This is a genomic window from Salinicoccus siamensis (genome assembly GCF_055391965.1).
The window spans coordinates 1,393,801-1,417,483 of sequence record NZ_AP043765.1; the positions used below are offsets into that span (position 1 = coordinate 1,393,801).

Genomic DNA, 23,683 nt, shown 5'->3' on the forward strand with positions numbered 1-23,683 from the left:
ATTTGGATGTTCGAAATACGTCGGGAGGATTAAAAATGAAAATTGCAGTGATAGGCATAGGTGCTGTGGGCAGTGTCATCGCCCGAGAGCTGAAGATGCTCGATTATGATACGGTGCTGTTCGGCAGACAGCCAAAATCCGGATTCACCATTTCCGAAGCGGGAGAGGAACATTCCTACCCCTACAGGATAGAGACGATGGATGCCTATCAGGGCGGATCGTTTGATGTGGTATTCGTTGCGGTAAAGGCGACGGCGTTAAGGGGCATCAGCCAGACTTTTCACCATCTCATCAACGAGGAAACAGAGGTCATCCTGTGTGAGAACGGCATGGGCTATGAGCACTATTTCGATCGGCCGGTGCCGGCAGTCGTTTATATAAGCGGACAGAAGAAAAATGATAGAATTGAACATTTCCAGGATGCCACGCTGTTGATTGAGGATACGTCCCGCCCCAATATTGATCGTTTGATTACAGCGTTGGATAAACATCCGGAGACACAATTGGAGATAAAGAAAAGCGAAGATTTCGAACGCATCCGCTATGAAAAACTGCTGATCAATCTCGGCATCAACTCTGTAACGGCTTTGTCAAAAAACACATCGAAGATCTTTGAGCTGGAGTCTGTCGCACAATTGACGCGCGCCATTCTGGAGGAAGGCGTAGCCATCGTCAATAGCGAGCGGGAAATCGTGTCGCCTGAATTCGTAGATAGGGCTATGGCAATCTATAAAAACTATAATCCGGAAATGGGCACGAGCATGTACTATGATGTCATGGCAGATGTGAAAACGGAGTATGCCTATATCCAAAAGCATCTCCATGACAGGAAGGGGCCTCTTGAAACCCCTGTCCTGGACGTCATCGTTACCCTATTGGAAGCCTATCAATATAAGCGCGGATATTGACTATGTTGTGTCATTTCGTACATCTTGCCTAAGACACATTTATTCATGCTAAAATAGGTGTTCAGAAGGAGGGAATGATTATGAAGAGACTAATATTGCCATTTTTGTTGCTCATTTTCTTTCTTGCCGGATGCGGCGGTGAAGATGGTCAAATGGATATAAAGGAAAAGGTTGATCAATATAGTGCAAACAAGGAAGCAGAAGCAGCCTCCATCACTGGTTCCGAATTGATCATCGGCGAAAATCAGGAAGAGCGGCACGACTTGCCTGACGATGAATTTTTTGTATCGATCGCGCCGTTCATCAATTACACGCACCCATGCGAATTCCATAGCCTGACAGGCTGTCAGGGTGAACTCGTGTCCAAGGAGATGCATGTAAAGATTGCCGATAAAGAAGGAGAGGTCCATGTAGATGAAAATATGGAGACTCTTGAGAATGGCTTTATAGATCTGTGGCTGCCAAGAGACCGTGAATATGATATCACCATCACATACGGGGACTATGAAACCGAGGGCTCGTTTTCAACATATGAGAATGATTCGACATGCCTGACAGATTTCCAACTGGAAAAGTAAAAGAGTATCCTTGCTGATGTGGATCCAAAACCTTAATTTAGGAGTTCACATCTGGAAGGATATTTTTTGGCATTTTTTAATCTGAAATCCTCTATTGACGAAAGTTGACAGGTGTAAATACTCTATTTGATATCAAAAAATGAACTTCATCAATTATTATTATTGAAAGGTTCGTTTTTTGTGTTATCATAATAAGCATCTTGAATACAAAGCACTCATATAATCGCAGGAATATGGCCTGCAAGTTTCTACCGGGGCGCCGTAAACGCCTTGACTATGAGTGAGTAACTCTCGTGCAACCACTTGAAGTCTGCTCATCTCATGATGTGTGCTTTTGGCTTTTTCAAAATATGATTTTGGAGTGGATTTCATGGAGTTGCTTAAACAGAAGATATTGGATGAAGGAACTGCGCTTTCAGACACTGTATTGAAAGTCGACCATTTCCTCAACCATCAGATCGATCCATCGCTGATGAAAGAAATTGGGACAGCGTTTAAAGAATACTTCGACGACCGCGGGATAACTAAAATATTGACGCTGGAATCTTCCGGCATCGCACCGGCGGTCATGACTGGTCTTGAACTTGGTGTTCCTGTAATCTTTGCCAGAAAGCGCCAGTCGTTGACCTTGAATGAGGGACTGCTGACGGCTGACGTTTTCTCATATACTAAAAACGAGTCGAATACCATTGCCATCGCCGAGAAATTTATCTCACCTGAAGATGAAGTATTGATCATCGATGACTTTCTGGCAAACGGGGAAGCCGCTAAAGGTCTGCTCGAACTTGTGGAACAGACTGAAGCTTCGGTAGCCGGTATCGGCATCGTCATCGAAAAAGCCTTTCAGGAAGGCGGCGAGGTGCTTCGTACTGCTGGATACGATGTCCATTCCCTTGCCCGGATCGCCTCTTTGGCGGAAGGTGAGATAACCTTCATGTCTGGAGTGGAAGTGTGATGCAGATGTCTTCACTTAAAAAACTTTCACTCGGCCTTCAACATATCCTTGCCATGTATGCCGGTGCGGTGGTCGTTCCTTTGATCGTTGGCGCGGCCATCGGCTTGACCCCCGCACAGCTCACCTACCTCATTGCCATCGATATCATGATGTGCGGCGTCGCAACGATCCTGCAGGCTTGGAAAAGGCAATACTCGGGCATCGGGCTCCCGGTCGTCCTTGGCTGTACATTTACTGCTGTAGGGCCGATGATCGCCATAGGCAATACTTACGGCATCCCTTCAATATACGGAGCAATCCTTGCTGCAGGTCTGTTCGTCGTCATCATTGCCAAATATTTCAGTCGACTGATCAGATTCTTCCCTCCTGTGGTCACAGGTTCCGTAGTGACCATCATCGGAATTACTCTCGTGCCGGTCGCCATGCACGATATATCAGGTGGTCAGGGCAGTGCCGACTATGGATCAGGCCTGAATCTCGCACTTGGTTTCGGTACACTTGCAGTCATATTGGTGCTGTTCCGATTCGGAGAAGGTTTCCTGAAATCGATTGCCATACTATGCGGTATAGTAATCATGACTTTCATCAGTGGCTTTTTTGGCATGGTGGATTTCAGTGCAGTCAGTGAGGCCAATTGGCTCCATCTTCCTAGGGTCTTCTATTTCGGGCTTCCTGAGTTCAATATAGTGCCTATACTGACGATGATGCTCGTGACAATCGTCGGTCTGATAGAGGCGACTGGTGTCTACTTTGCCCTTGGAGATATATGCGATGAGGATATCGGACAAGAAGATTTGAAAAGAGGCTACAGGGCAGAGGGCTGGGCTATCCTGCTCGGCGGCATTTTCAATGCCTTCCCCTACACCACCTATTCCCAGAATGTCGGCCTCGTTCAGCTTTCAGGCATAAAAAGCAGACAAATCATCTACATTGCCGGCACCATGCTCATTCTGCTCGGTCTCGTTCCAAAAATCGGTGCTGCAGCAGTGGCAATTCCGACACCAGTCCTTGGCGGTGCGATGCTGGCAATGTTCGGGATGGTTGTCTCATACGGCATCAAGATGCTTTCAAGAGTGGACTTTGAGGACCAGAACAATCTGATGATCGTCGCAATATCGATCGGTATGGGTCTCGGTGTCACGGCTTTGCCCGACCTTTTTGCGATCGTGCCTGACAGTTTAGCTGTCATAACGGAAAGTGGCATCGTCCTCGGAAGCCTGACGGCAATTATACTCAATATTGCATTCAATGCCCGCTTGAGCTTCCTTAGATATAAAAGGCAGAATCGTCATATCATTGAATAGTATAGGAATAAATAGAATAGGCGGCCTCATAGGGGGCCGCCTATTCTATAGTTCAATCATTTCTTTTTCGGTCATTTCCAGAAGGGCCATAGTTAAAGCATATACCACATGCTCAAAGACCAGCCCACCCTGTATAAATACTGTGTAGGGACTTCTGATCGGCCCGTCTGCGCTCAGTTCAAGCGATGCACCTTGGATGAAAGTGCCTGCAGCCATGATGACCGGATTCTCATAACCAGGTATATCATCCGGTATAGGCAGGAACTTGGAATTCACCGGTGATGCCTTCTGGATCATTTGGGTAAACGTAATCATCTCTTCTTCTGTATTGAACGTGACGCTTTGGATCAGATCTGTCCGGTCGGCATCCGGTAGTGGATCTGTCTTGAGTCCGACCGAAGCCAACAGATGGCTCGTCAATACCGCACCATTCAATCCTTCAATCACCGTATGTGGGGCCAGGAAAAAGCCTTGATACATGTCTTTGAGACCATCTAGGCTTGCTCCCATTTCTTTGCCTATCCCCGGTACGGTCAGCCTGTAGCTTACCCGCGTAATGATATCCGTATTGCCCGCGACATAACCTCCCATCGGCGCAATCCCGCCACCTGGATTTTTGATCAGACTGCCGGCAATTACATCCGCTCCGGCTTCTATCGGTTCACGGGTCTCCACAAACTCACCGTAGCAGTTGTCGACGAAGACGATCACTTCAGGATGCTGTTTTTTAATTTTTTGGATCATCTCTTCCATCTCTGATATAGTCAAAGATTTGCGCATGCTGTAGCCCCGGGAGCGTTGTATCGCGACTATCTTAGTCTTTTCATTGATTGCTGTCATGATGGCCTCTTCATCAAAATGGTCGTCGACCAGGTCTACAGCGTGGTATTCTACGCCCTTTTCCATCAGACTCCCGATATCGTCATGACTTGTACCTATCACCTTTTCCAAAGTATCATACGGCTCTCCGCTGATATAAAGCAATTCATCACCGGCTTCTAGCAGTGATAGTAATACCAGGCTGATGGCATGCGTCCCGGAGATGATCTGGCTTCTGACCAGTGCATCTTCACTGCGGAACACTGCACTATAGATATCCTCAAGCTTATCCCGTCCTGTGTCGTCGTATCCGTACCCGGTCGTGCCGCTGAAGTCACTTTCGGTGACACCATTTTCATAGAACGCCGACATGACTTTATTGAAGTTCGCCTGTCCTATCTTTTTATTCTTTTTTATGATGGGGTCAATCTCTTCGACGGCGTCAGACACCATCTTCGCTATTTCAGTATGTTCCACACTTATTCTCCTCTTTGAACGATTCTTCTACTCCAGTCTCCTGGTGGCTCGAAGCCTTTGAAGGTATAGGATCCATCGTCCTCATCCAGAGACTCCTCTTCTACGATTGTATAACGTTTCAGGTCATAGACTTTCTGTGGCTCAGAGATTGGCAATTTGACGTGATAGGCCTCCATCGTCTCTTTCAGGAAGTTTTCCAGTATGTCCAAAATCTCTTCTCCCGCCATCTCTTTATTGACATAGGCATGCGGTTCTCCAGGCGTCAGATAACGTCCATCATCGATATCAGTCTTGTTGAAGAACACGCATGACGGTATGTCATCCATCCCCAACTGTTCGATCAGACGCTTTACAGTATCGTAATGGGTGCCGAGGGCATCAGTGCTGTTGTCGATGACATGGATGATGAAATCACTGTCCGCCGCTTCCTCGAGCGTCGATTTAAAGCTTTCAATCAATGTTGTCGGCAAGTTTTGAATGAAGCCCACCGTATCCGATATGATGCACTCGAAACCAGAAGGCAATACAATCTGCCTCGTCTTAGGGTCAAGTGTGGCAAAGAGTGCATCTTCTTCAAACGTATCGCTTTTTGCCATTGTGTTGAACAGTGAAGATTTGCCTGCGTTCGTGTAGCCGATCAGCGAAACCTTTACGACCTGATTGCGTTTGCGCTGTGCCCGGTATCTCTCCCGATGGGCTTCAACCGTCTTCAACTGCTTCTTGATTTCTTTTATACGCTGGTTGATATGCCTTCTGTCAGTTTCCAGCTTCGTCTCCCCCGGCCCTCTTGTACCAATGCCGCCCCCAAGACGCGAGAGGTTGATGCCTTGGCCCTTCAGTCTTGGTACGAGATACTGGAGCTGTGCCAATTCGACTTGCAGTTGGCCCGCTTTGGAGTGGGCACGCATACTGAATATATCCAATATGACTTGCGTCCGGTCAATTACTTTAGTGTCCATATAGGATTCAATGGAACGGTTTTGGCTCGCCGTGATTTCATCGTTGACGATGGTATAGTCTATCAGGTCATCTTCCCCGTATGCTTCAGCCGTTTCCGTTAAGAATCCTGTGCCTGCATAGGAGCGTGCATCGACCCGGGTCCTGTTCTGGACATGGACGCCGACGATCTCTATCCCGACGGATTCCGCCAGACTTTTCAACTCTTCCACCTCGGTGTCTATTGATGTGCGGTCTGGTGTATCGACTGCGATGATGACGCCTTTATATATATGAGTCATTATGACACCTCCGAATTTTGATGCTGCTCTTCACTATAGTATGTGTTTTTCAGCCACTAGTTGCTGGATGCCCAGATCACGTCAAATATTTACTTGCCTTAGAAAATAACATCGCCGAAGGCTAAAAAAACATCCCACCTGGTGGGATGTCCTTTTATTTCGTAAATGTACTGATCGCATGCTTATAGATCAAATGATCTTTGCCTCCGGAACTGAGCTGGATCACGTACTTATCGAAATCAATCACTGTACCCCGCATCTGAAACCCATTAACCAAGAATACCGTCACTTCAACTTCAGTTTCCTTGAAGTCACTCAGGAATGTATCCTGCAAATTAAGACTTGTCATTTTTATCTCTCCTTCGCCTGCAGAAATTGATATATATCTTCCAATATTATATCCGTATCGACTACATCCAGATCGTACCATGTTACAGGCAGCTGATTTCTAAAAAATGTGAGTTGTCTTTTGGCATATTGCCTGGAATGTTGAATGATCGCTTCTTTAACCTCATCCAAAGATCCATGCCCTTCAAAATAGGGCAGAAATTCCTTATAGCCGATTGCAGCACTCGCCGTTTTTGATAATGGTCCGTTATCCAATAATTTCTGGACTTCTGCTTCAAGTCCCATCTCAAACATCTTTTCGACCCTTTTCCGGATCCGTTCATGAAGTACTTTACGGTTACGTGTCAATCCTACTATAAATGTATCATATTTCATTTCATCTGTGTAGCCAGGGCCCGTCCTGTTGCTGATCCTGTTGCTCAGTTCGTGTTTCACCAAGGCACGGATCACCCGTTTGCGATTGTTTGGATGAATCTCTTCTGCACTTTTCGGATCAATACTTTGCAGTTGGTTATGCAAAACCGGTGTGGCCAGCTTTTCGAAGTGGCTGGTCAATCTTCTTTTTTCTTCATCGTCTTCTTCATCGAATTCATAGCCGTATATCAGCGCACGGATGTAGTGTCCGGTCCCCCCTACTATAAAAGGGGTACGGGCATCTTCATGGAATTCATCAATCAGATCCTCCACATGGTGCTGGAACTGGTGGACGGAGAATGTCGTATCAGGTGGCATGACGTCGATCATATAATGCTGTACGCCATCCATCTCTTCTTCTGTAATCTTTCCGGTACCAATGTCCATGCCTTGATAGACCTGCATAGAGTCTCCGCTAATGACTTCAAGATCGAATCTTTTGGCGATCTCCACAGCGAGTGAAGATTTACCTACGGCCGTAGGCCCAACGAGTATCAGAAGTTTCTTCCTTTCAGACATGTCTCCTCACCCACCCTAACAGTCTATTGTAAACTTGTGCACGGTTCTTCTCGAACAGTACTTCATGCCTGCTCTCATCATAGAGTTGTACGGTCACGGAATCCACATATTTCCTGTAGGTCCGACCCAAACTCCTGATGTCAGCACCATACTTCGAGAATGGATCCGATTTACCGCCTATAAGCAGTATCGGCACATCCACATTCAACCGCTTCAAATTCTTCTTCTCAAGACTTTCATCGATATTGCGGGCAATCTCAAATAATGCCCGGTTGCTCATCAGGAAGCCGCAGTAAGGGTCTTGATTGTAGTCAGATACACGGGAGTCATCCTCCGATAGCCATCTGTTTTTCTGTTCACCTTTAAACGCACCATCATATCCCGACACCGCCACATTGTTGATTATCGGGGAGCGATATTCCGGAGCGACGGCCGCGAGGAGCTTGAGTAGTTTGACGCCCATGTTTTCAATCATGGATTTTTTATTGCCCGTCGCTACAATGATTGCACCATCATAAATATTCTGCTCCAATAACCTACGGGCAATGATGGAACCCATCGAATGTCCGAGTATGAATGAGGGGATATTTGCCGGCAACAGGCGGGACACCGCAATGGCATCATCAGCCAGAATGTCGAGGGACTCGAAATGCCCTAGCTTTTTTGCTTCAGGGCCATGTCCCCTATGATTATGCATGATCACCATGCAGTCATTCATCGCAAGCCAGGTCATCATTGCAGTGTAGCGCCCTTTATGTTCGGCCATGCCATGCATCAGTTGAATCGCACATATGGGCTCCTCCGGCAAGAATATGCTGACCTCTATATCTCTGCCATTGTTACTTACAATCTTTTCGATCATTCTCATATATCCACATCCTATTTCATGATCCTATTGAACATCCGCTCGATTTCATACGTGCTCATATGGATGAGCACTGGTCTTCCGTGCGGACATGTATAGGGTGAATAACAGCTGCCCAGCGCCTCGAGCAGCGCTTCTATCTGGCTTCTGTCCAAATAGTGGTTGGCCTTTATGGACTGCTTACAGCTCATCATGATTGCGAGTTCTTCTTTATATTGATTTACCGAAAAATCTTCCTTCTCGCTGACAAAATCGATGAGTTCCCCGATATCCTCTTCCGGACGCTTCTCATCGATCCAATTCGGGTAACCGGTCACGGCATACTGTGTCGGACCGACCTTGTCGATGTCAAAGCCCAATTGTTTAAGTTTCTCAAGTTTCCCATCTATTTCTATTATATCATTCATCGGAAATTCAAACGTATATGGGATGAGGAGCGGCACGGCAGCTGTTTTCCCCGCAGTGATGTTTGCAGAATAATATTCATATTTGATCCTCTCCTGTGCGGCATGCTGATCCATCATGTACATGCCGGAGTCGTTTTGGAGGATGATGTAGGTACCGTGGAGTTGACCGACTATCTCCATATAAGGCAGTTTTTCCGCTTCACCTTCGCTTTTTGATGGAGCTGGAACATGCTCTTCTTCCAGTTCCGGTGGAGGATTGGTTTCTGGGGAAGGACCCTCCTCCCGGGCGATGGTCGGCACGGGGTCGACAGTGTATACTGTTTCGGGCTGCTCAGATTGCCGCCCCTCAAAATTGCGTGGCATCGGGGGCGCATCGTATCTTGGTCGATCAAAGGTATTCCGCTGGGTGAAATCAATTGCATCCTGGACAGGCTTTTGTCTGTCCGGTATCTTTTTTGCCACATCAGGGATGAGCACTTCTTTCCGCATGCTCTCAAGCACTGCGTTCTCAAGCAGATGGTTCAACTCCCTCTCTTTCGAGAACTTCACTTCTATTTTGGCGGGATGTACGTTTACATCGACCAATTTCGGATCCATTTCAATATCAATTACAGCAATTGGATATTTGTCTTTAGGCAGCAGTGTGTGAAACCCTTTAACTATCGACTGTGACAAAGCAAAATTTTTAATGTGGCGCTGATTGACGGAAATGTTCATATAATTGCGGTTGCTGCGGTTGATCTCTGGACGAACCACGAATCCATGTATCCTGAAATCAGCATCTTGCGCCTGGATTTCCACCGCGTTGCGCGCAACATTGAGGCCATATATATCACTCATGGTTTCTTTGAGGTTGCCGTTCCCCTTAGTCATCAGTCTCTGCTGGTCGTCCAACACCAGCCGGAAGCTCACTTTTGGATGTGCCATCGCCATCTTCTGGACCACATCAATAATTTTGCCGCTCTCGGTCTTCAAAGAACGGATATACTTGAGTCTGGCGGGTGTGTTGAAGAACAGATCTGTAATGGTGATGTCGGTTCCCTGCCGTTCCTTGCCAGGACTCTGTCTCATTAGTTCCCCACCTTCAAAGCGGATGAATACGGGGTCTCCAGAATGGTGCTTCGTCTCCACGGACACTTTGGCGACGGCGCCAATGCTGGCCAGCGCCTCTCCACGGAAACCGAGTGAGCGGATCTGGAACAGATCGTAATCAGAGGAGATCTTACTGGTCGCATGCCGCTGAAAAAGGAGCGGGCCATCCGTATGGTGGATGCCGTCGCCATCATCGACGATGCGGATTTTCTTCATGCCCGACTCCTCTATGAACACTTCGATTTCAGTGGCATTGGCATCAATGGAGTTCTCCAGAAGCTCTTTGACCACTGAACTCGGACGCTCCACCACTTCGCCTGCTGAAATCTTATTCTGTATGGCGCTCTCCAATACTTTTATGGTGCCCATCGGATCATTCCCCCTTCATTTCATTCTGCAGCTCCTGTAGTTTCATCAAAGCATCGACTGGCGTCATCTGATTGATATCGACGTATTTCAATTTCTCCATCACCGGATGCAGCTGTTCACTCTCGGTATCGTCAAGGGGCAGTGCGAGTTGCTGGCTTGCCACGCCTGTACCGTCTTCAAAGGTTTTAAGCAGTTCGTGCGCCCGCTTTGTAACTGCATCCGGCAGTTCTGCAAGCTTTGCTACTTGTATCCCATAACTTTTTTCGACGGCGCCTGGCTTGACCTTATGGAGGAAAATCAGCTTACCGTCATATTCAGTTGCTTTTACATGGACATTCTTCAGATGTTCAAGCTCACCGCTGAGCCGGGTCATCTCGTGGTAATGCGTTGAAAACAGTGTTTTTGCACCAATGTTGTCATGGATATATTCAAGCATGGCTTGCGCCAATGACATACCGTCATAAGTCGATGTTCCACGGCCGATTTCATCAAATATCAAGAGACTCTTTTCTGTCGCATTAAGCAACGCTTCATTTGCCTCCATCATCTCAATCATGAATGTCGATTTGCCACTCGCCAGATCATCGCTCGCACCGATGCGTGTGAATATCTGATCGAAGATCGGCAATACTGCAGATTGTGCAGGCACATACATTCCGATTTGAGCCATTATGCTGATGATTGCGGTCTGACGCATATAAGTACTTTTGCCGGACATGTTGGGTCCGGTAATAAGGTAGATGAAAGTTTCATCATCCATATCGAGCGAGTTCGGCACGTAGGTGTTCTCACCGATCACTTTTTCTACGACCGGGTGACGCCCTTCCTTGACGCTGAGTTCACCATCGCTGAATACCGGACGGACAAGCCTGTAGTCATTTGAAACAGTGGCGAAGGACACAAGACAGTCGAGAGTACTGATCAATTCGGCCGTATACTGCAGCCGCCCGATGAACTGTTCCATATGCGTCCTCAGTGCAATGAACAAGTCATATTCCAGTATGATGCTCTCATCATGCGCACTCAGAAGCTTGGATTCCATATCCTTCAGTTCCGGAGTGATGAATCGTTCAGCATTCGCCAGCGTCTGTTTTCGCTGGTAATCGAATGCTTCGGCATCGAAGTTGACTGCACTGCCCTTGGATATTTCAATGTAGTAGCCAAAAACCTTGTTGAATCCCACCTTGAGTGTTTTGATGCCGGTCTTTTCCCGCTCGCCTGCAATGTAGTCATCAAGCCACTTTCTACCGTTGGTGGCGATATAGCGATATTCATCCAATTGTGCATCATATCCCGTTTTGAATATGCCACCTTCTCTTATGGTTTTAGGTGGTGTATCCGACAAGCTTTCTTCCAGTACCTTGCGGACATCATCCAACACATCAAAATCCTTGAATAACGGCGAAGTGGATAGCCCTGTTTTCTCAAGTGCATCGGCTATACGGGGCAGGCCTTCTAGCGAATCCTTCAACTGGACCAGGTCTTTTGCATCGATGTTGCCGAAACTCAGTCTTCCGACCAGCCTTTCAATGTCATATACATTATTCAGTAATTCCCGGATATCTTCCCTCTCAAGAAAGTTTTCAAGCAGCACGGCAACAGTGTCCTGCCGTTCCCTGATGAGTTCTTCTGACAACAGGGGCCTTTCGATCCATTTGCGGAGCTTGCGCTTCCCCATAGGTGTCTCGGTACGGTTCAAATACCAAAACAGGGAACCTTTCACTTTTCTCGTCTGTAGGCTTTCAAGAAGTTCGAGGTTGGCGATGGCGGCATAATTCAGTTGCATCGTCTCGTTGAGGCGGTGCTTTTTGACCTGTCTGAAGTGCTTCAACTCTTTCATGTTGTGTGCATTGATATAGGATATGAGAAGATCCAGCGTCTCCTTCTCCGCTTCACCTATACCATCATCATAATCCAGGCTGAAATGTCCCTGTGCCGTATACGGCGTATTGATTGGCGGATCCCGGTAGATTTCTGATAAAACTCCCGTTATCTCTTCTTCCACAACAATTTCCCGTGGGTTGATGCGCTCAATTTCACTTTTTAAAAGGGAGAGTTGATCGGTTGTGAATGCCTGTATCTCACCGGTCGATATATCGGAGTAGGCGACAGCGAATGCTCCATCGTTTTCCCCGATCGCCAGTATGTAGTTGCTCCGTCCATCATCCATGCCAAAATCGTCTATCAGAGTACCCGGTGTAATGATGCGCACAACTTCACGCTTGACCATGCCTTTTGTTTTTTTAGGGTCTTCCATCTGTTCGCATATCGCAACTTTATAGCCTTGATTGATGAGGCGTTCGATATAGCCATCAGCCGAATGATAAGGGACCCCGCACATCGGAATCGGGTCTTTTTTCTTATCCCTTGAAGTCAATGTAATCTCCAGCACTTTACTTGCTGTAATTGCATCTTCATAGAAAAGCTCATAGAAATCACCAAGCCTGTAGAAAAGCAGTGTATCGGGATGTTCATCTTTGATATTCAAATATTGTTGCATCATAGGTGTAACTGTAGCCATTTAAACACTTCCATTATCGATTGAAATATAACTGCATTATATCATGTGTCGCTTCCATTGTTTAACCTTACCGACTCTTCTTGTGTCAAGGGCGCTCTCACCATAGCCATACACACGTCAAGCGAAAAAGAAGCTGCATACCCAAAAGGATATGCAGCTTCCCGAATGTCTAGTCTTTTTTCTGGTTCGGCATGTTTTCCATTGCCGCGCCCGTTTCACCTTGGAGCAGGTCTCCACCGGTTGAGGTGATGATATCGTTTGTTACAGTCTGGCTGATTGCGTGGGATACCATCTGAAGGAGTTCATTCACTTGTCCTTGGGATTCCTTGAACTGGTCGACAATCGGCATTTCATCGAGCTCGGCTTCGATCTTCTTGATCTTCTCCTCAGTCATCTGATAGGCCCGTTCCTTACCGTAGTTCTGGAAATTGACCGCCTGCTTCTGGAGACTCTTCAAACTGGCCATCTTTTCGCGCACTTCTTTATTTTCATGGATTTTGGCTTCGGCTTTTTTGAAAAACTCCACCTGATCGGTTTGAGCGATCATCTTCCCAAGATCTTTCGCTTCATTTACAATATCGTCCTTCGTATACATTCGACTGCCACCTTTTCTTATTTTGCATCCGGCTTTCATTTATAGCAGATGATATTTTACGGATTATTAAAATCTCCTATCAGTATATATCTTTTATCGCTATATTTCAAAGCGATTCTTTCATTATCTTGCATCGGATGTACCAAAAGGCGTTATCCACTGCCCTGAATAGTAGGATGCAATGAGACCTACAGCAATGAGCGCTATAAAACAGACGTCATATCCGGAAAATCTTGTCTGACGATAGTAGGTCCTAGCCCCATCATCGAATCCTTTCGATTCCATCGCCACCGCAAGACGGTGGGCCCGTCTGATGCTCTGACTGAGCAATATCACCACCGTACTCGTGAACCCCCTGAGCCCTCCGATATGTTTTCGGCTGACCAATGAACGACGCACCTTGCGTGCCCTCCTCAAGGTGATGAACTCATTGACTATAACAGGCAACATACGAATCGCGGCCATAAATGAATAGGCGTATTTCGGCTTTACTTTCCCCTGCTGCATCATACTGTAGAATACATCGGTCAACCTTGTGGTAAAAATGATGAGTGAGCCGAAGAATGACAGCGTCAGGCCACGCATCGTAATATGAAGTCCCCTCACTACACTTTCCTCAGTGATATGCACGAGACCAAATTCAAATAGGGTCGTGTCACCTTCGCCATATAAAATCATATATGCGCTGGACACAAGCCCTGTTAAAACGGTGACGGCAATCAGCAATGCTTGATACTTGAGTTCAATTCCACTCATGACCAAAAATAATAAAAGCATCCAAAGTAACAGATGGAATAGATGGTTCGGATCATGTATCAATACTACCGCTATAAATAGACAGATTGCCGCCACTATTTTAGTGAGCGGATTGGTCCTATCTATAAATGTGGAATAGCGTTTTATGGATTCAAACACCGCCACCCACCTCTTCCAACATACCATTATGGATTTTCAGGCGCCGCGACGGATAGCGTTCTTTTATTTCCTTGTCGTGGGTGATCATGATGATCGTCGTACCGTCTTCGACCAGCTCATGAATCAATTCGAGCAGTTTGAATGTGTGGCGCGCGTCCAAGCCGAAGGTCGGTTCGTCCAAAAAGATGATCTGCGGGATGCCGCCAAGTGCGGTTGCGACACTTAACCGCCTCTTTTGTCCTGTTGATATTTCAAGCGGATGCAGTCTTTTGATATGGGAGAGACCCATCCGTGAGAGCACCTGCCCCGTCTTCTTCTTAGCTGCCGCTTCATCATGATGCATTTCCAGATTGATGAATACTTCATCAAAGACACTGTTGGTGATGAATTGAAGTTCGGGGTTCTGAAAAACCGGATAGAGTGCCCCTTGGAATTGTTTGGTCTTTCGTATTGGGTGGTCTTCGAATATGACTTCTCCTCGTGTCTGCATCAGCTTCATAACTGCCATCATGAAACTTGATTTTCCACTTCCATTCTCCCCTTCCAGTGTAATCCATTGCCCTTTAGGAATATGCAGCTCATCCACACTGAGCAGCTCGTTTCCTACTCTACTTATCGAAAGATCATTAATCTGGAGAAGCGGGACGCCATTATCTATGCTTTTGGTGAATCGTGGGGCATTCTGCCATGAATGTGGATGCCACACTCCCAGAGCATCCAAGGCTTCCCTATTGTCACTTAACATCTCACCTGGTGTAGCGGAAGCGACGATACAGCCTTCATCATTCAACAAAATAATCCGATCCACCCTAAACCACACGTGTTCCACCCGGTGTTCGACAATTACTACGGTACGCTCTTCCCACACTTCCTGAATCGTTTCCCATAAAGAACAGGCAGTGTTTTCATCCAACATGCTTGTCGGCTCGTCGAGAAAGAAAGTATCGGCTTTCTGCAGCAATGCAGAAGCAATCGCCAGTTTTTGCTTCATGCCTCCCGATAAGCTGCTGATTTGGGTCTCAAGAGGCTTTTTCAGCCCCACTGCTTCTAATGTTGACAAGGCATTCGAAGTCATATCGTCAACATGCACTTGATTGTTCTCCATGATGAAAGCAAGTTCTTCACCGATTGTAGGCATGGTGAACTGGGAATCGGGATCTTGAAAGACCACAGCCCCCCCATCAGGCAGATCCATATGGTCCGCTTCCAGCAGTGCATCAATGACGCGTGGCATGAGGCCACTCAATATATTCAATAAAGTGCTTTTTCCGGAACCACTTGGTCCTACTATCAGAACTTTTTCACCTTTTTCTATCTGCAGATTCATGTCCGTAAACAATGGCTCATGGGCACCTTGAAACTGCAGTGCCATATTCACCACTTCCATCCCCATCTATGCCTCCCTTTCTGTTTCCTTATACTGACCGAGCAGTTTAAGGACACCCGTCTCAAGCAATGCTCTATAGAGGATATGCGCAAGCCACCCTGCGACCACTGCCCCACTCAAAATCCTGAAGCCAGCCATCAGAATCAGGTTCCATATCTCGAGATGGGCAAGGTAACCATAGTACCAATCCAAAGGCAGTGTAGAGAGCGCCGCTGCTGTTCCCGCTGATACAGCAACCATCAACGCTGTACTTTTATATCGTACAATGGCAAAAACAAGTTCACAGGCTAACCCTTGGATAAGTCCATAGATGATAAGCATGACATCGAACTGCAGCAGGACTATCGTTTCAGCAGAGGCTGCTGCAAATTCCGCAATCAATGCAACTCCCGGCTTCCTGATTATCAGATATACGATGACCGGCGCGATGAACCACATGCCATAGACCAATTCATTTAGATGGATGCCGAGAGGTTTCAAAGCTGTGTAAAAAGCCCCCCAAACCGAGTAGATGACTGCAAATACCAGGGAAACGACGACGGTCACCAAAACGTCCGTCAATGTTAAGCCTCTTCTTTTCTTCATTTTAATACCCTCCTGAAATCATTAGAGAATAAAAAAGCACACCACTAGTGTAGTGGTGTGCATATTAATGTTATGTAATATGCCACTTCCCTACGCTAGTATGATCTAGATCAGGTGATAAGGGTAATTCTCAGTCCAAAAGGACACCCCTAGTGGTGTGCTGTTATTCAATTAACTCCATGATAGCGCATTCTCAATCCTTTGTAAAATCACTTGTTGTCCGCAATCATCTGATGATATCTGCCACCCGCTTCAAGCAGTTCTTCTTCACTGCCGCTTTCAACGAGTTCACCGAGATCCATGACGAATATACGATCCACCGCTTTGATGGTATTCAACCTGTGCGCGATGATGATGCTTGTACGGTCTTTCATCAGCCGCTCAAGCGCTTCTTGGATCTTCAGCTCCGTTACGGTGTCTATGCTGCTTGTCGCCTCGTCAAGAAGCAGTATCGCCGGATCTGTTATCAGGGCCCTCGCTATGGAAATGAGCTGTTTCTGCCCTTGGGAGATGAAGCCCTCATCGGCCTCGAGCACAGTATCATAGCCATTTTCAAGCTCTATGATGAACTCATGGGCATTAGCCAGTTTTGCAGCTTCAATGACTTCATCATCTGTCGCGTCCAATTTACCATATCGTATATTTTCGCGTATCGTCGCTTCGAACAGATATGGATCCTGCAGCACAAAAGCCGTCTGTGAACGCACTACTGTACGTTTATAATCCAATATGTTCCGATTATCGATTCGGATCTCACCCTCATCCGTCTCGTAGAAACGGGCGAGCAGCTGCATGACTGTAGTCTTGCCTGCCCCAGTCGCGCCGATGAGGGCGACCGATTCGCCGGCATCGATCTTGAAGCTTAGATGATTGATCGTCGGCTTCTGCTGATCGGCATCAAAAGAGAAGGAAACGTCGTCAAATTCTATTTCTCCGCGAATCGTCACATCCTCAATATGACCTGCATCTGTTTCAGTCTCCGAATCGATGATTCCAAAAACCCGCTCTGCGCCGGCAAGAGCCGACAGCACCTGGTTGAACTGGTTCGAAAGGTCAGCCAGGGGCCGTGTGAATTGGCGGGCATATTCAGCGAAGACGACAATCGTCCCGATGGTCACAAGCCCGTCTGTATAGAACACGAGCAGGCCGCCGGCCCCGGCAACAATTGTGAAGCTGACATTGTTCAGCATATTCATGATCTTCGGGATCAGACCTGCAAACAAAAAGGCCCAAAAAGTGATCTCCCTCAGGTTCGCCGCCTTCTCGCTGAAGTTGCGGATGGCCGTTTCTTCCTGCGAAAAGACTTTAACGATTTCCTGGCCGGATACCATTTCTTCGATATAGCCGTTCATTTCACCCGTCGCCTTCTGCCTCTTTTTATAGAGCGGTCCCGTCCGCTTGGTGATGAATGCCACCGCCACGATCAATACCGGTATGATGGTGACGGTCAACAGCGTCAGCAGCGGACTGAGGTAAAGCATCACGCTGATTGTACCGATCAGGGTCACGACGCTTGTCGTAAATTGGATGAATGAAGTGTTCAATGTCTGCGAAATGGTTTCGATGTCATTCGTCATCCGGCTCATCAGCTCGCCATGCTGCCTCTTGTCATAAAACTTTACAGGAAGCTTCTGCATGTGCGAAAACAACCGCGAACGTAGCTTGAATATCGTCCTCTGCGATAAACCCACCATAAAGAAAGCTGCTGTGTACTGAATGGAGGAGAGCAGGATATAGACGACCAGGAGGAAAAGTAGTATGCGGCCGAGCCCATCAAATTCACGTGGTACGAAATAATTGTCCACGATATAGCCGACCAGGAACGGACCGGTTATGCTGAGCAGACTGGTCAGGGTCACCAGGAAGATGATCGAATAGAGCAGCTTCCGCTCCTCGGAAATGAATTTCCAGAGTCTTTTCAAGGTGCCTGAAATATCGTTGGCACGGCGCTGATCATCCTTATCCTTCCTTTTTTTGATGTCTTCCTTGGTCAGGACAGGCTCGTGTCCAAAGGGTTTCTTTATGAAATCAATCATCCAATTGCCCTCCTTCCGTCTGGGACTCGACTATTGAACGATACAAGTCGGATTGCTGCAACAGTTCCTCGTGCGAACCGAGCGCATTGATCTCGCCGCCTTCAAGCAGCAAAATCCGATCTGCCATCTTGGCGGTGACTATCTTCTGCGTGACGATGATCTGGGTGGTCTCCTCTTCCCTGATCGCCTCCCAAAGGGCAGACTCCGTTCTTATATCAAGCGCTGAAGTGCTGTCGTCCAATATAAGTATCCCCGGCTTCCTGACGAGTGCACGCGCTATCGACAACCGCTGCTTCTGGCCACCGGACAATGTTACACCCCTTTGTCCGACCCTCGTGTCGTAGCGATGATCGAACGATTCGATGGAATTATGGATCTGGGCTTTTTGGGTCGATGTGAAGATATCGGATTCCAGCGCTTCCAAATCACCCCACAGCAGATTCTCGAATATGCTTCCAGAGAAGAGCACTGCCGATTGCGGGACATAGCCAATGGCCTGCCTGAGGTCTTCTTCATTCCATTCCTTGATGTCCCGCCCGTTGATGTAGATGGTGCCTTCCTCTGTCTCGTACATTTTGGGTATCAGGCTGAGCAGCGTACTTTTGCCTGACCCAGTCCCACCCATAATGATGAATTTTTCTTTTTCGCGGACTTCAAAACTGATATCGCGCAACACATAGCGGGAAGAACCCGGGTATCTGAAGGAGACCCCTTCAAACTTGACCGACCCCGCCTGATTTTCTTTAACGATTTCTGCGTTATCATTTATGCTGATTGGAGATTTCAGCACTTCTTCCATACGGTCGCTCGATGCTTTGGAGCGGCTGAAGGCGATGATGATGAATGCAAACATCGAGAAGCCGCCCTGCATCCTTAATGCATAGTTGACGACGGCCACCACTTCTCCAACCTGGACGGCGTTGTTCTGCAATAGATCGGAGGCCATCCAGAGTACAACAAGCAGGCTTCCGTTGATGATCAGAAGGAGCACAGGCATGATGGATTCCATTAATCTTAGGGCATAAATGGTATCATCACGCAGGCGCCCTGCCACTTTACTGAATTTATTGATTTCAAACCCTGCACGGTCGTTTGCCTTGATCAATCTTACAGCTTCCAGATTCTGCTGGATGAAGCGGTTTATCTTATCCAGTCGTTTTTGGACCCTTAAGAATATCTGTCCACCTTTTCTCGCTGTAAAAATCAAGAAGATAAGAAGGATAGGTGTGAGAAAAGAAAGATAGAACCCAAGCGTCGGGTTGACGACAAAAGACATGATGAGGGAGCCGACAACAAGCAATGGTGCCTTGATGATCACCCTCAATGACATATACAGCAGCATCTCAGACTGCAGGACGTCCTGGGTCATGCGCGTAATGAGGCTCGAGGTAGGGAATTTGGACAATGTCGCCAGCGTAAAATATTGGACCCGCCGAAAAAGTGCTGTACGCAGATCATAGCTGAAACTATTTGCCACATGACTCGCAAAAAGCGAATTCATTATACCGCTTACAAATGCCACCATGCTTATAGCTGACATGATGAGCAGATAGAACCACACAGTGTCGATGCTTTCTGCCACAATACCATCATCTATGACTTTTGATATCAGATAGGGTTGAGTGAGTTCAACCGTCAATTCTATCAGCATAAAGAAGAGGGCGGTGGCTATGAACCATTTATATTTCAATGCGAATTTATAGACTGTCAGCAATTTCTCCCACCTTTTTTTCTTTCGATTACCGAAGTATTATAGTAATTATGACATAATTCACTCAATTTTGACAGTCTAGATAAAAATGCATCCGAAGCATATCTGCTTCGAATGCATCAATTTATCGGAATGCCGCCATCAGCTCATCAAATGTTTCATCTTCAAGCGTCATGTCCCTTTTGACAAGAGGCTGATCGAGATAGCCTTCTATATTTTCCTGGTAGGATTTTGAATCCGCGTCGTGATAGATGACGCCTTTAAGAAGGCCATTATTCGCCATGACATGCTGCATCGCATTTTCTGCGTCCGTATGATCATAATCATCCAGATCTTCTACAGCCACAAGATTTTCTTTAAACCAATCATAAGTGTTCACCTTATTGTATGTGACACACGGGCTGAAGACGTTGACGAAGCTGAATCCTTTGTGGTCCATTGCCTGCTGGATGATGGCAGTCAGCTGTTTGATGTCTGAGCTGACGCTTTGTGCAACAAATGTCGCACCGCTGGCCATGGCAGTCCGTATCGGCTGGATCGGATCCTCTTTCGAGCCGTCCGGCGTTGTCTTCGTAACGAAACCTTTGCCGGAAGAAGGCGATGTCTGCCCTTTCGTCAGGCCGTAGACCTGATTATCCATGACGATGTATGTGATATCTATATTGCGCTTCAATGCATGTACAGTATGTCCCATACCGATGGCAAAACCATCACCGTCACCGCCGGCAGCAATCACCGTCAGTTCATCGTTCGCCATTTTGACACCTTGTGCTACAGGCAGACTGCGCCCATGGGTTGCGTGGAAACCGTAGGATTTGATATATCCGCTCAAACGTCCACTACATCCTATCCCTGTTATGACAGCAAGTTCATCAGGTTCAAGTCCGTTGGCCGCACACGCTTTCTGGATGGCCGCCTGGACACTGAAATCTCCGCATCCTGGACACCAGTTCGGTTTGATGTTATTTCTAAAATCTTTAAATGTCGCCATTACATAACTTCCTTTATTTTCAGAATCGAATTGATATGTGCTTCAATCTCATCGGGCTTAAAAGGGGTCCCATCATATTTTACATGGGAATTCATACGGTCATGGCCATAATAGTTCATCTTCAGGATACTATGGAGTTGACCACTGTAGTTGTGCTCAATCACCAGAATATCTTTCGCTCCATCTAGATAAGGCTTGAGGAGTTTCGTCGGGAATGGATGGATCTGCTTCAGGCTGATGGTGGTGATATCTGCATCTATTCTTTCGGCAGCTTCATCGACCACACCATTGACGCTCAGGATACTGATGATGAGCAGGTCGCTTTCGACGCCACCGTGCACTTTGAATGGTTCATCCATTGTAAAGTCCTTCAGCTTCCTCATTCGCTTGTCCATTTGGGTCATGCGGTTCTCTGCACCTTCGTTGGGTGTCCCGACTGTACTGTGTTCTACACCGGTGACATGGTGGATACCGCCTTTGACGCCTGGTATCGGACGCGGCGAAATGCCGTCCTCCTCATCACTGTAGCGCTCAAAATAATCCTCATCATTGTCGATTTCTTCTGTGATTATCTTGCCTCTGTTTATTTCGACACGGGACTGGTCGAATGGGCGTGAAGACTGTTTGCCGAGGGACATCTGAAGATCGGAAAGCAGTATGACCGGCACCTGATAATATTCAGCCAGGTTGAATGCCTCCATTGTCGTATAGAATGCATCTTCCACATCGGACGGAGCCAGTACGATTTTTGGGATGTCTCCGTGCGTACCATATATCATCTGCATCAGATCTGACTGCTCCTGCTTCGTCGGAAGACCGGTCGATGGCCCCCCACGCATCGTGTCAACTATGACGAGTGGCGTTTCAGTCATGCCTGAGAGGCCGATTGATTCCATCATCAGCGACAGGCCCGGTCCAGCTGAAGATGTGAAACTTCTTGCTCCGGCATAATTGGAGCCGATCGCCATAGTCACCGCTGAAATTTCATCTTCAGTCTGGATTACGGTGCCGCCGAGTTTCGGGAGGTTGTCTATCATATACTCCATGATTTCACTCGCTGGAGTGATTGGATAGGCAGCCACGAAACGCACGCCGGCATTGAGTGCACCAAAACTGATGGCATCATTGCCGATCAGGAAAAGCTGACTTTCGCCATCTGTAGGCTCGAGTTCAAAGTCTCCGTCAATGTTCGGCATCTGCTCGTCCATCAAGTTATATCCGGCCAATATTGCCTGGTTATTGCTTTCTACGATCTGTTCACCCTTACGTATGAACATCGTATAGATCATATCCTTGAATGGCTGCAGCTCAAGATTCATCAAGCGCGCACTTGCACCCACTGCCACCATATTCTTCATCAGCTGGCTGCCGAGCTCCTTGGCAGTGGCTGTAAACGGAATTGAGATGAGTTGGATATCCAAATTCTCTTCCTTTTTTGGATCGAACTTGCTGTCTGCAAGCACAATCCCGCCTTGAACGAGCTCATGGCTGTTCAAGTCTATGGTCTGCTGGTCGAAAGCCACCAATATATTAGTATGATCGCTCACCGCCCGAACTTCTTTAGTCGAAATTCTCACGTTATTATTTGTATGGCCGCCTTTTATACGGCTTGAAAAATGTCTGTAGCTATATAGATGGTACCCCATCCTGTTTAGGGTTGTTGAAAAGATCTCTCCGGTCGACTCGATACCCTCACCTTGCTGACCGCCGACTTTCCATGACAATTGCTCTTTCATAAACATTGCCTCCTTGTCCTTATGCTAATATACCAAAATACGGCATGTTTTTCGATCTTCATGATGGTTCCACGATGAAAATCAGTCTATCGGCTGAGCCTATTCCTCAATGCGTATCTTACTGATTCTATTCATCTCCGCATCAATGATGACACCGGATAGTATCCCCGCCCCCTCTTCAGGAACATTATGCCTGACGGGCATTTGATGAATGAACCGTTCGATGACTTCTTCTTTGCGTATCCCGAGGATTCCGTCTTTGAAACCAGTCATCCCGACATCGGTAATATATTTCGTCCCCTTCGGCAATACTTGCTCATCATTTGTCTGGACATGCGTGTGGGTACCGACTACAGCCCCTACCCTACCATCCAGATAATGTCCCATGGCGAGACTTTCACTTGTCGTCTCACTATGGAAATCGACGAATATCTCATCCGCTTCCGAATGCTTCAGTATTTCATCCGCCTTTTTAAACGGACAGTCTATGGGATCCATGAAGCTTCTGGCTTGAAGATTGATGATCTGAAGCATCTTGCCGTTCACATTGATGACTCCATGCCCTTTTCCTGGAGCCCCTTCCGGGAAGTTTGCTGGACGTACCATGCGCACATCGCCCTCAAGAAATGGGTAGATTTCCCTTTTGGCGAATGCATGGTTGCCCAAAGTGATGAAATCCGCACCCGCCGTCAACAATTCCTTATATATCTTCTCTGTGATGCCTTTACCATGTGCAGCATTTTCACCATTCACAATGGCCACTTGAGCGCCATGCTGCCTCTTCAGATCAAGCAGGTGCGCCTTCAGCATACGCCGCCCTACTTTTCCCACAATATCTCCAATGAATAGTATTCGCATTATAGATCCATCCTTTAATCCACTTTATATTTTTGGTCATGATAATAGAAAAGAC

The 23,683-nt window shown here is 47.1% G+C and carries 20 protein-coding genes and 2 riboswitches; of the genes, 4 read left to right on the top strand and 16 right to left on the bottom strand.

Features of this window, described 5'->3' with window-relative positions:
- Nucleotides 1-35 precede the first annotated feature (35 nt).
- The 4 genes from ACZ5LF_RS07245 to ACZ5LF_RS07260 all read left to right on the top strand — a co-directional run bounded on the left by ACZ5LF_RS07245 (nucleotide 36) and on the right by ACZ5LF_RS07260 (nucleotide 3,745).
- Nucleotides 36-908: a 2-dehydropantoate 2-reductase N-terminal domain-containing protein gene (locus tag ACZ5LF_RS07245; RefSeq protein ID WP_380570873.1), complete on the top strand. Its 873-nt coding sequence runs from the start codon at nucleotides 36-38 to the stop codon at nucleotides 906-908.
- An 80-nt stretch (nucleotides 909-988) separates the two neighbouring features.
- The gene (locus ACZ5LF_RS07250) at nucleotides 989-1,486 is read left to right on the top strand and encodes a CueP family metal-binding protein (RefSeq protein WP_380570874.1); all 498 of its coding nucleotides are present in this window, start codon (nucleotides 989-991) and stop codon (nucleotides 1,484-1,486) included.
- A 195-nt stretch (nucleotides 1,487-1,681) separates the two neighbouring features.
- A riboswitch (purine riboswitch) is annotated at nucleotides 1,682-1,783 on the top strand.
- 73 nt (nucleotides 1,784-1,856) lie between these two features.
- Complete coding sequence (locus ACZ5LF_RS07255; RefSeq protein WP_380570875.1) at nucleotides 1,857-2,441, top strand: xanthine phosphoribosyltransferase; 585 nt, start codon at nucleotides 1,857-1,859, stop codon at nucleotides 2,439-2,441.
- A complete protein-coding gene (locus ACZ5LF_RS07260) occupies nucleotides 2,441-3,745 on the top strand; it encodes a nucleobase:cation symporter-2 family protein (RefSeq protein ID WP_380570876.1) in 1,305 nt (434 codons plus the stop codon). The genes ACZ5LF_RS07255 and ACZ5LF_RS07260 overlap by 1 nt, the downstream gene beginning before the upstream one ends.
- A 45-nt stretch (nucleotides 3,746-3,790) precedes the next feature.
- Here the strand turns inward: ACZ5LF_RS07260 and ACZ5LF_RS07265 are convergent, their stop codons facing one another.
- From ACZ5LF_RS07265 to ACZ5LF_RS07340, 16 genes are all read right to left on the bottom strand, one after another.
- Nucleotides 3,791-5,017 carry a methionine gamma-lyase family protein gene (locus ACZ5LF_RS07265; RefSeq protein WP_380572113.1) on the bottom strand — a complete coding sequence of 409 codons (1,227 nt, stop codon included), beginning with the start codon at nucleotides 5,015-5,017 and terminating at the stop codon, nucleotides 3,791-3,793.
- Between the two features lie 26 nt (nucleotides 5,018-5,043).
- Nucleotides 5,044-6,279, bottom strand: a complete 1,236-nt coding sequence (hflX, locus tag ACZ5LF_RS07270) for a GTPase HflX (RefSeq protein WP_380570877.1) — start codon at nucleotides 6,277-6,279, stop codon at nucleotides 5,044-5,046.
- Between the two features lie 154 nt (nucleotides 6,280-6,433).
- On the bottom strand, nucleotides 6,434-6,628 hold the full coding sequence (gene hfq, locus ACZ5LF_RS07275) for an RNA chaperone Hfq (RefSeq protein WP_380570878.1): 195 nt from the start codon (nucleotides 6,626-6,628) through the stop codon (nucleotides 6,434-6,436).
- 2 nt (nucleotides 6,629-6,630) lie between these two features.
- On the bottom strand, nucleotides 6,631-7,560 hold the full coding sequence (gene miaA / locus ACZ5LF_RS07280) for a tRNA (adenosine(37)-N6)-dimethylallyltransferase MiaA (RefSeq protein ID WP_380570879.1): 930 nt from the start codon (nucleotides 7,558-7,560) through the stop codon (nucleotides 6,631-6,633).
- Nucleotides 7,553-8,428, bottom strand: a complete 876-nt coding sequence (locus ACZ5LF_RS07285) for an alpha/beta hydrolase (RefSeq protein ID WP_380570880.1) — start codon at nucleotides 8,426-8,428, stop codon at nucleotides 7,553-7,555. Before ACZ5LF_RS07285 ends, miaA begins: the two co-directional genes overlap by 8 nt.
- 11 nt (nucleotides 8,429-8,439) lie before the next feature.
- A complete protein-coding gene (gene mutL, locus ACZ5LF_RS07290; protein ID WP_380570881.1) occupies nucleotides 8,440-10,293 on the bottom strand; it encodes a DNA mismatch repair endonuclease MutL in 1,854 nt (617 codons plus the stop codon).
- 4 nt (nucleotides 10,294-10,297) lie between these two features.
- Entirely contained in the window at nucleotides 10,298-12,814 is a 2,517-nt protein-coding gene (gene mutS / locus ACZ5LF_RS07295; RefSeq protein WP_380570882.1) for a DNA mismatch repair protein MutS, read from the bottom strand.
- Between the two features lie 169 nt (nucleotides 12,815-12,983).
- The gene (locus ACZ5LF_RS07300; protein ID WP_344701462.1) at nucleotides 12,984-13,409 is read right to left on the bottom strand and encodes a YlbF/YmcA family competence regulator; all 426 of its coding nucleotides are present in this window, start codon (nucleotides 13,407-13,409) and stop codon (nucleotides 12,984-12,986) included.
- Nucleotides 13,410-13,532: 123 nt separating this feature from the next.
- A complete protein-coding gene (locus ACZ5LF_RS07305; protein WP_380570883.1) occupies nucleotides 13,533-14,324 on the bottom strand; it encodes an energy-coupling factor transporter transmembrane component T family protein in 792 nt (263 codons plus the stop codon).
- Nucleotides 14,317-15,717, bottom strand: a complete 1,401-nt coding sequence (locus tag ACZ5LF_RS07310; RefSeq protein WP_380570884.1) for an ABC transporter ATP-binding protein — start codon at nucleotides 15,715-15,717, stop codon at nucleotides 14,317-14,319. The genes ACZ5LF_RS07305 and ACZ5LF_RS07310 overlap by 8 nt, the downstream gene beginning before the upstream one ends.
- Nucleotides 15,718-16,296: an ECF transporter S component gene (locus ACZ5LF_RS07315; protein WP_380570885.1), complete on the bottom strand. Its 579-nt coding sequence runs from the start codon at nucleotides 16,294-16,296 to the stop codon at nucleotides 15,718-15,720. It lies immediately after the preceding gene.
- 70 nt (nucleotides 16,297-16,366) lie between these two features.
- Nucleotides 16,367-16,457: riboswitch (TPP riboswitch) on the bottom strand.
- A gap of 48 nt (nucleotides 16,458-16,505) precedes the next feature.
- Nucleotides 16,506-18,332, bottom strand: coding sequence for an ABC transporter ATP-binding protein (locus ACZ5LF_RS07320; protein ID WP_380570886.1), 1,827 nt, complete (start codon nucleotides 18,330-18,332; stop codon nucleotides 16,506-16,508).
- On the bottom strand, nucleotides 18,325-20,046 hold the full coding sequence (locus tag ACZ5LF_RS07325) for an ABC transporter ATP-binding protein (protein WP_380570887.1): 1,722 nt from the start codon (nucleotides 20,044-20,046) through the stop codon (nucleotides 18,325-18,327). Before ACZ5LF_RS07325 ends, ACZ5LF_RS07320 begins: the two co-directional genes overlap by 8 nt.
- Before the next feature lie 121 nt (nucleotides 20,047-20,167).
- On the bottom strand, nucleotides 20,168-21,034 hold the full coding sequence (locus ACZ5LF_RS07330; protein ID WP_380570888.1) for a 2-oxoacid:ferredoxin oxidoreductase subunit beta: 867 nt from the start codon (nucleotides 21,032-21,034) through the stop codon (nucleotides 20,168-20,170).
- Nucleotides 21,034-22,770, bottom strand: a complete 1,737-nt coding sequence (locus tag ACZ5LF_RS07335) for a 2-oxoacid:acceptor oxidoreductase subunit alpha (protein ID WP_380570889.1) — start codon at nucleotides 22,768-22,770, stop codon at nucleotides 21,034-21,036. Before ACZ5LF_RS07335 ends, ACZ5LF_RS07330 begins: the two co-directional genes overlap by 1 nt.
- A gap of 99 nt (nucleotides 22,771-22,869) precedes the next feature.
- Nucleotides 22,870-23,628: a TIGR00282 family metallophosphoesterase gene (locus tag ACZ5LF_RS07340; RefSeq protein WP_380570890.1), complete on the bottom strand. Its 759-nt coding sequence runs from the start codon at nucleotides 23,626-23,628 to the stop codon at nucleotides 22,870-22,872.
- Nucleotides 23,629-23,683: the final 55 nt, after the last annotated feature.

What these genes read in the sequence shown, in the direction of transcription:
- ACZ5LF_RS07245 (WP_380570873.1), top strand. Translation starts at nt 36, where the DNA reads ATGAAAATTGCAGTGATAGGCATAGGTGCTGTGGGCAGTGTCATCGCC.
- ACZ5LF_RS07250 (WP_380570874.1), top strand. Translation starts at nt 989, where the DNA reads ATGAAGAGACTAATATTGCCATTTTTGTTGCTCATTTTCTTTCTTGCC.
- ACZ5LF_RS07255 (WP_380570875.1), top strand. Translation starts at nt 1,857, where the DNA reads ATGGAGTTGCTTAAACAGAAGATATTGGATGAAGGAACTGCGCTTTCA.
- ACZ5LF_RS07260 (WP_380570876.1), top strand. Translation starts at nt 2,441, where the DNA reads ATGCAGATGTCTTCACTTAAAAAACTTTCACTCGGCCTTCAACATATC.
- ACZ5LF_RS07265 (WP_380572113.1), bottom strand. Translation starts at nt 5,017, where the DNA reads ATGGTGTCTGACGCCGTCGAAGAGATTGACCCCATCATAAAAAAGAAT.
- hflX (WP_380570877.1), bottom strand. Translation starts at nt 6,279, where the DNA reads ATGACTCATATATATAAAGGCGTCATCATCGCAGTCGATACACCAGAC.
- hfq (WP_380570878.1), bottom strand. Translation starts at nt 6,628, where the DNA reads ATGACAAGTCTTAATTTGCAGGATACATTCCTGAGTGACTTCAAGGAA.
- miaA (WP_380570879.1), bottom strand. Translation starts at nt 7,560, where the DNA reads ATGTCTGAAAGGAAGAAACTTCTGATACTCGTTGGGCCTACGGCCGTA.
- ACZ5LF_RS07285 (WP_380570880.1), bottom strand. Translation starts at nt 8,428, where the DNA reads ATGAGAATGATCGAAAAGATTGTAAGTAACAATGGCAGAGATATAGAG.
- mutL (WP_380570881.1), bottom strand. Translation starts at nt 10,293, where the DNA reads ATGGGCACCATAAAAGTATTGGAGAGCGCCATACAGAATAAGATTTCA.
- mutS (WP_380570882.1), bottom strand. Translation starts at nt 12,814, where the DNA reads ATGGCTACAGTTACACCTATGATGCAACAATATTTGAATATCAAAGAT.
- ACZ5LF_RS07300 (WP_344701462.1), bottom strand. Translation starts at nt 13,409, where the DNA reads ATGTATACGAAGGACGATATTGTAAATGAAGCGAAAGATCTTGGGAAG.
- ACZ5LF_RS07310 (WP_380570884.1), bottom strand. Translation starts at nt 15,717, where the DNA reads ATGGGGATGGAAGTGGTGAATATGGCACTGCAGTTTCAAGGTGCCCAT.
- ACZ5LF_RS07315 (WP_380570885.1), bottom strand. Translation starts at nt 16,296, where the DNA reads ATGAAGAAAAGAAGAGGCTTAACATTGACGGACGTTTTGGTGACCGTC.
- ACZ5LF_RS07320 (WP_380570886.1), bottom strand. Translation starts at nt 18,332, where the DNA reads ATGATTGATTTCATAAAGAAACCCTTTGGACACGAGCCTGTCCTGACC.
- ACZ5LF_RS07330 (WP_380570888.1), bottom strand. Translation starts at nt 21,034, where the DNA reads ATGGCGACATTTAAAGATTTTAGAAATAACATCAAACCGAACTGGTGT.
- ACZ5LF_RS07335 (WP_380570889.1), bottom strand. Translation starts at nt 22,770, where the DNA reads ATGAAAGAGCAATTGTCATGGAAAGTCGGCGGTCAGCAAGGTGAGGGT.
- ACZ5LF_RS07340 (WP_380570890.1), bottom strand. Translation starts at nt 23,628, where the DNA reads ATGCGAATACTATTCATTGGAGATATTGTGGGAAAAGTAGGGCGGCGT.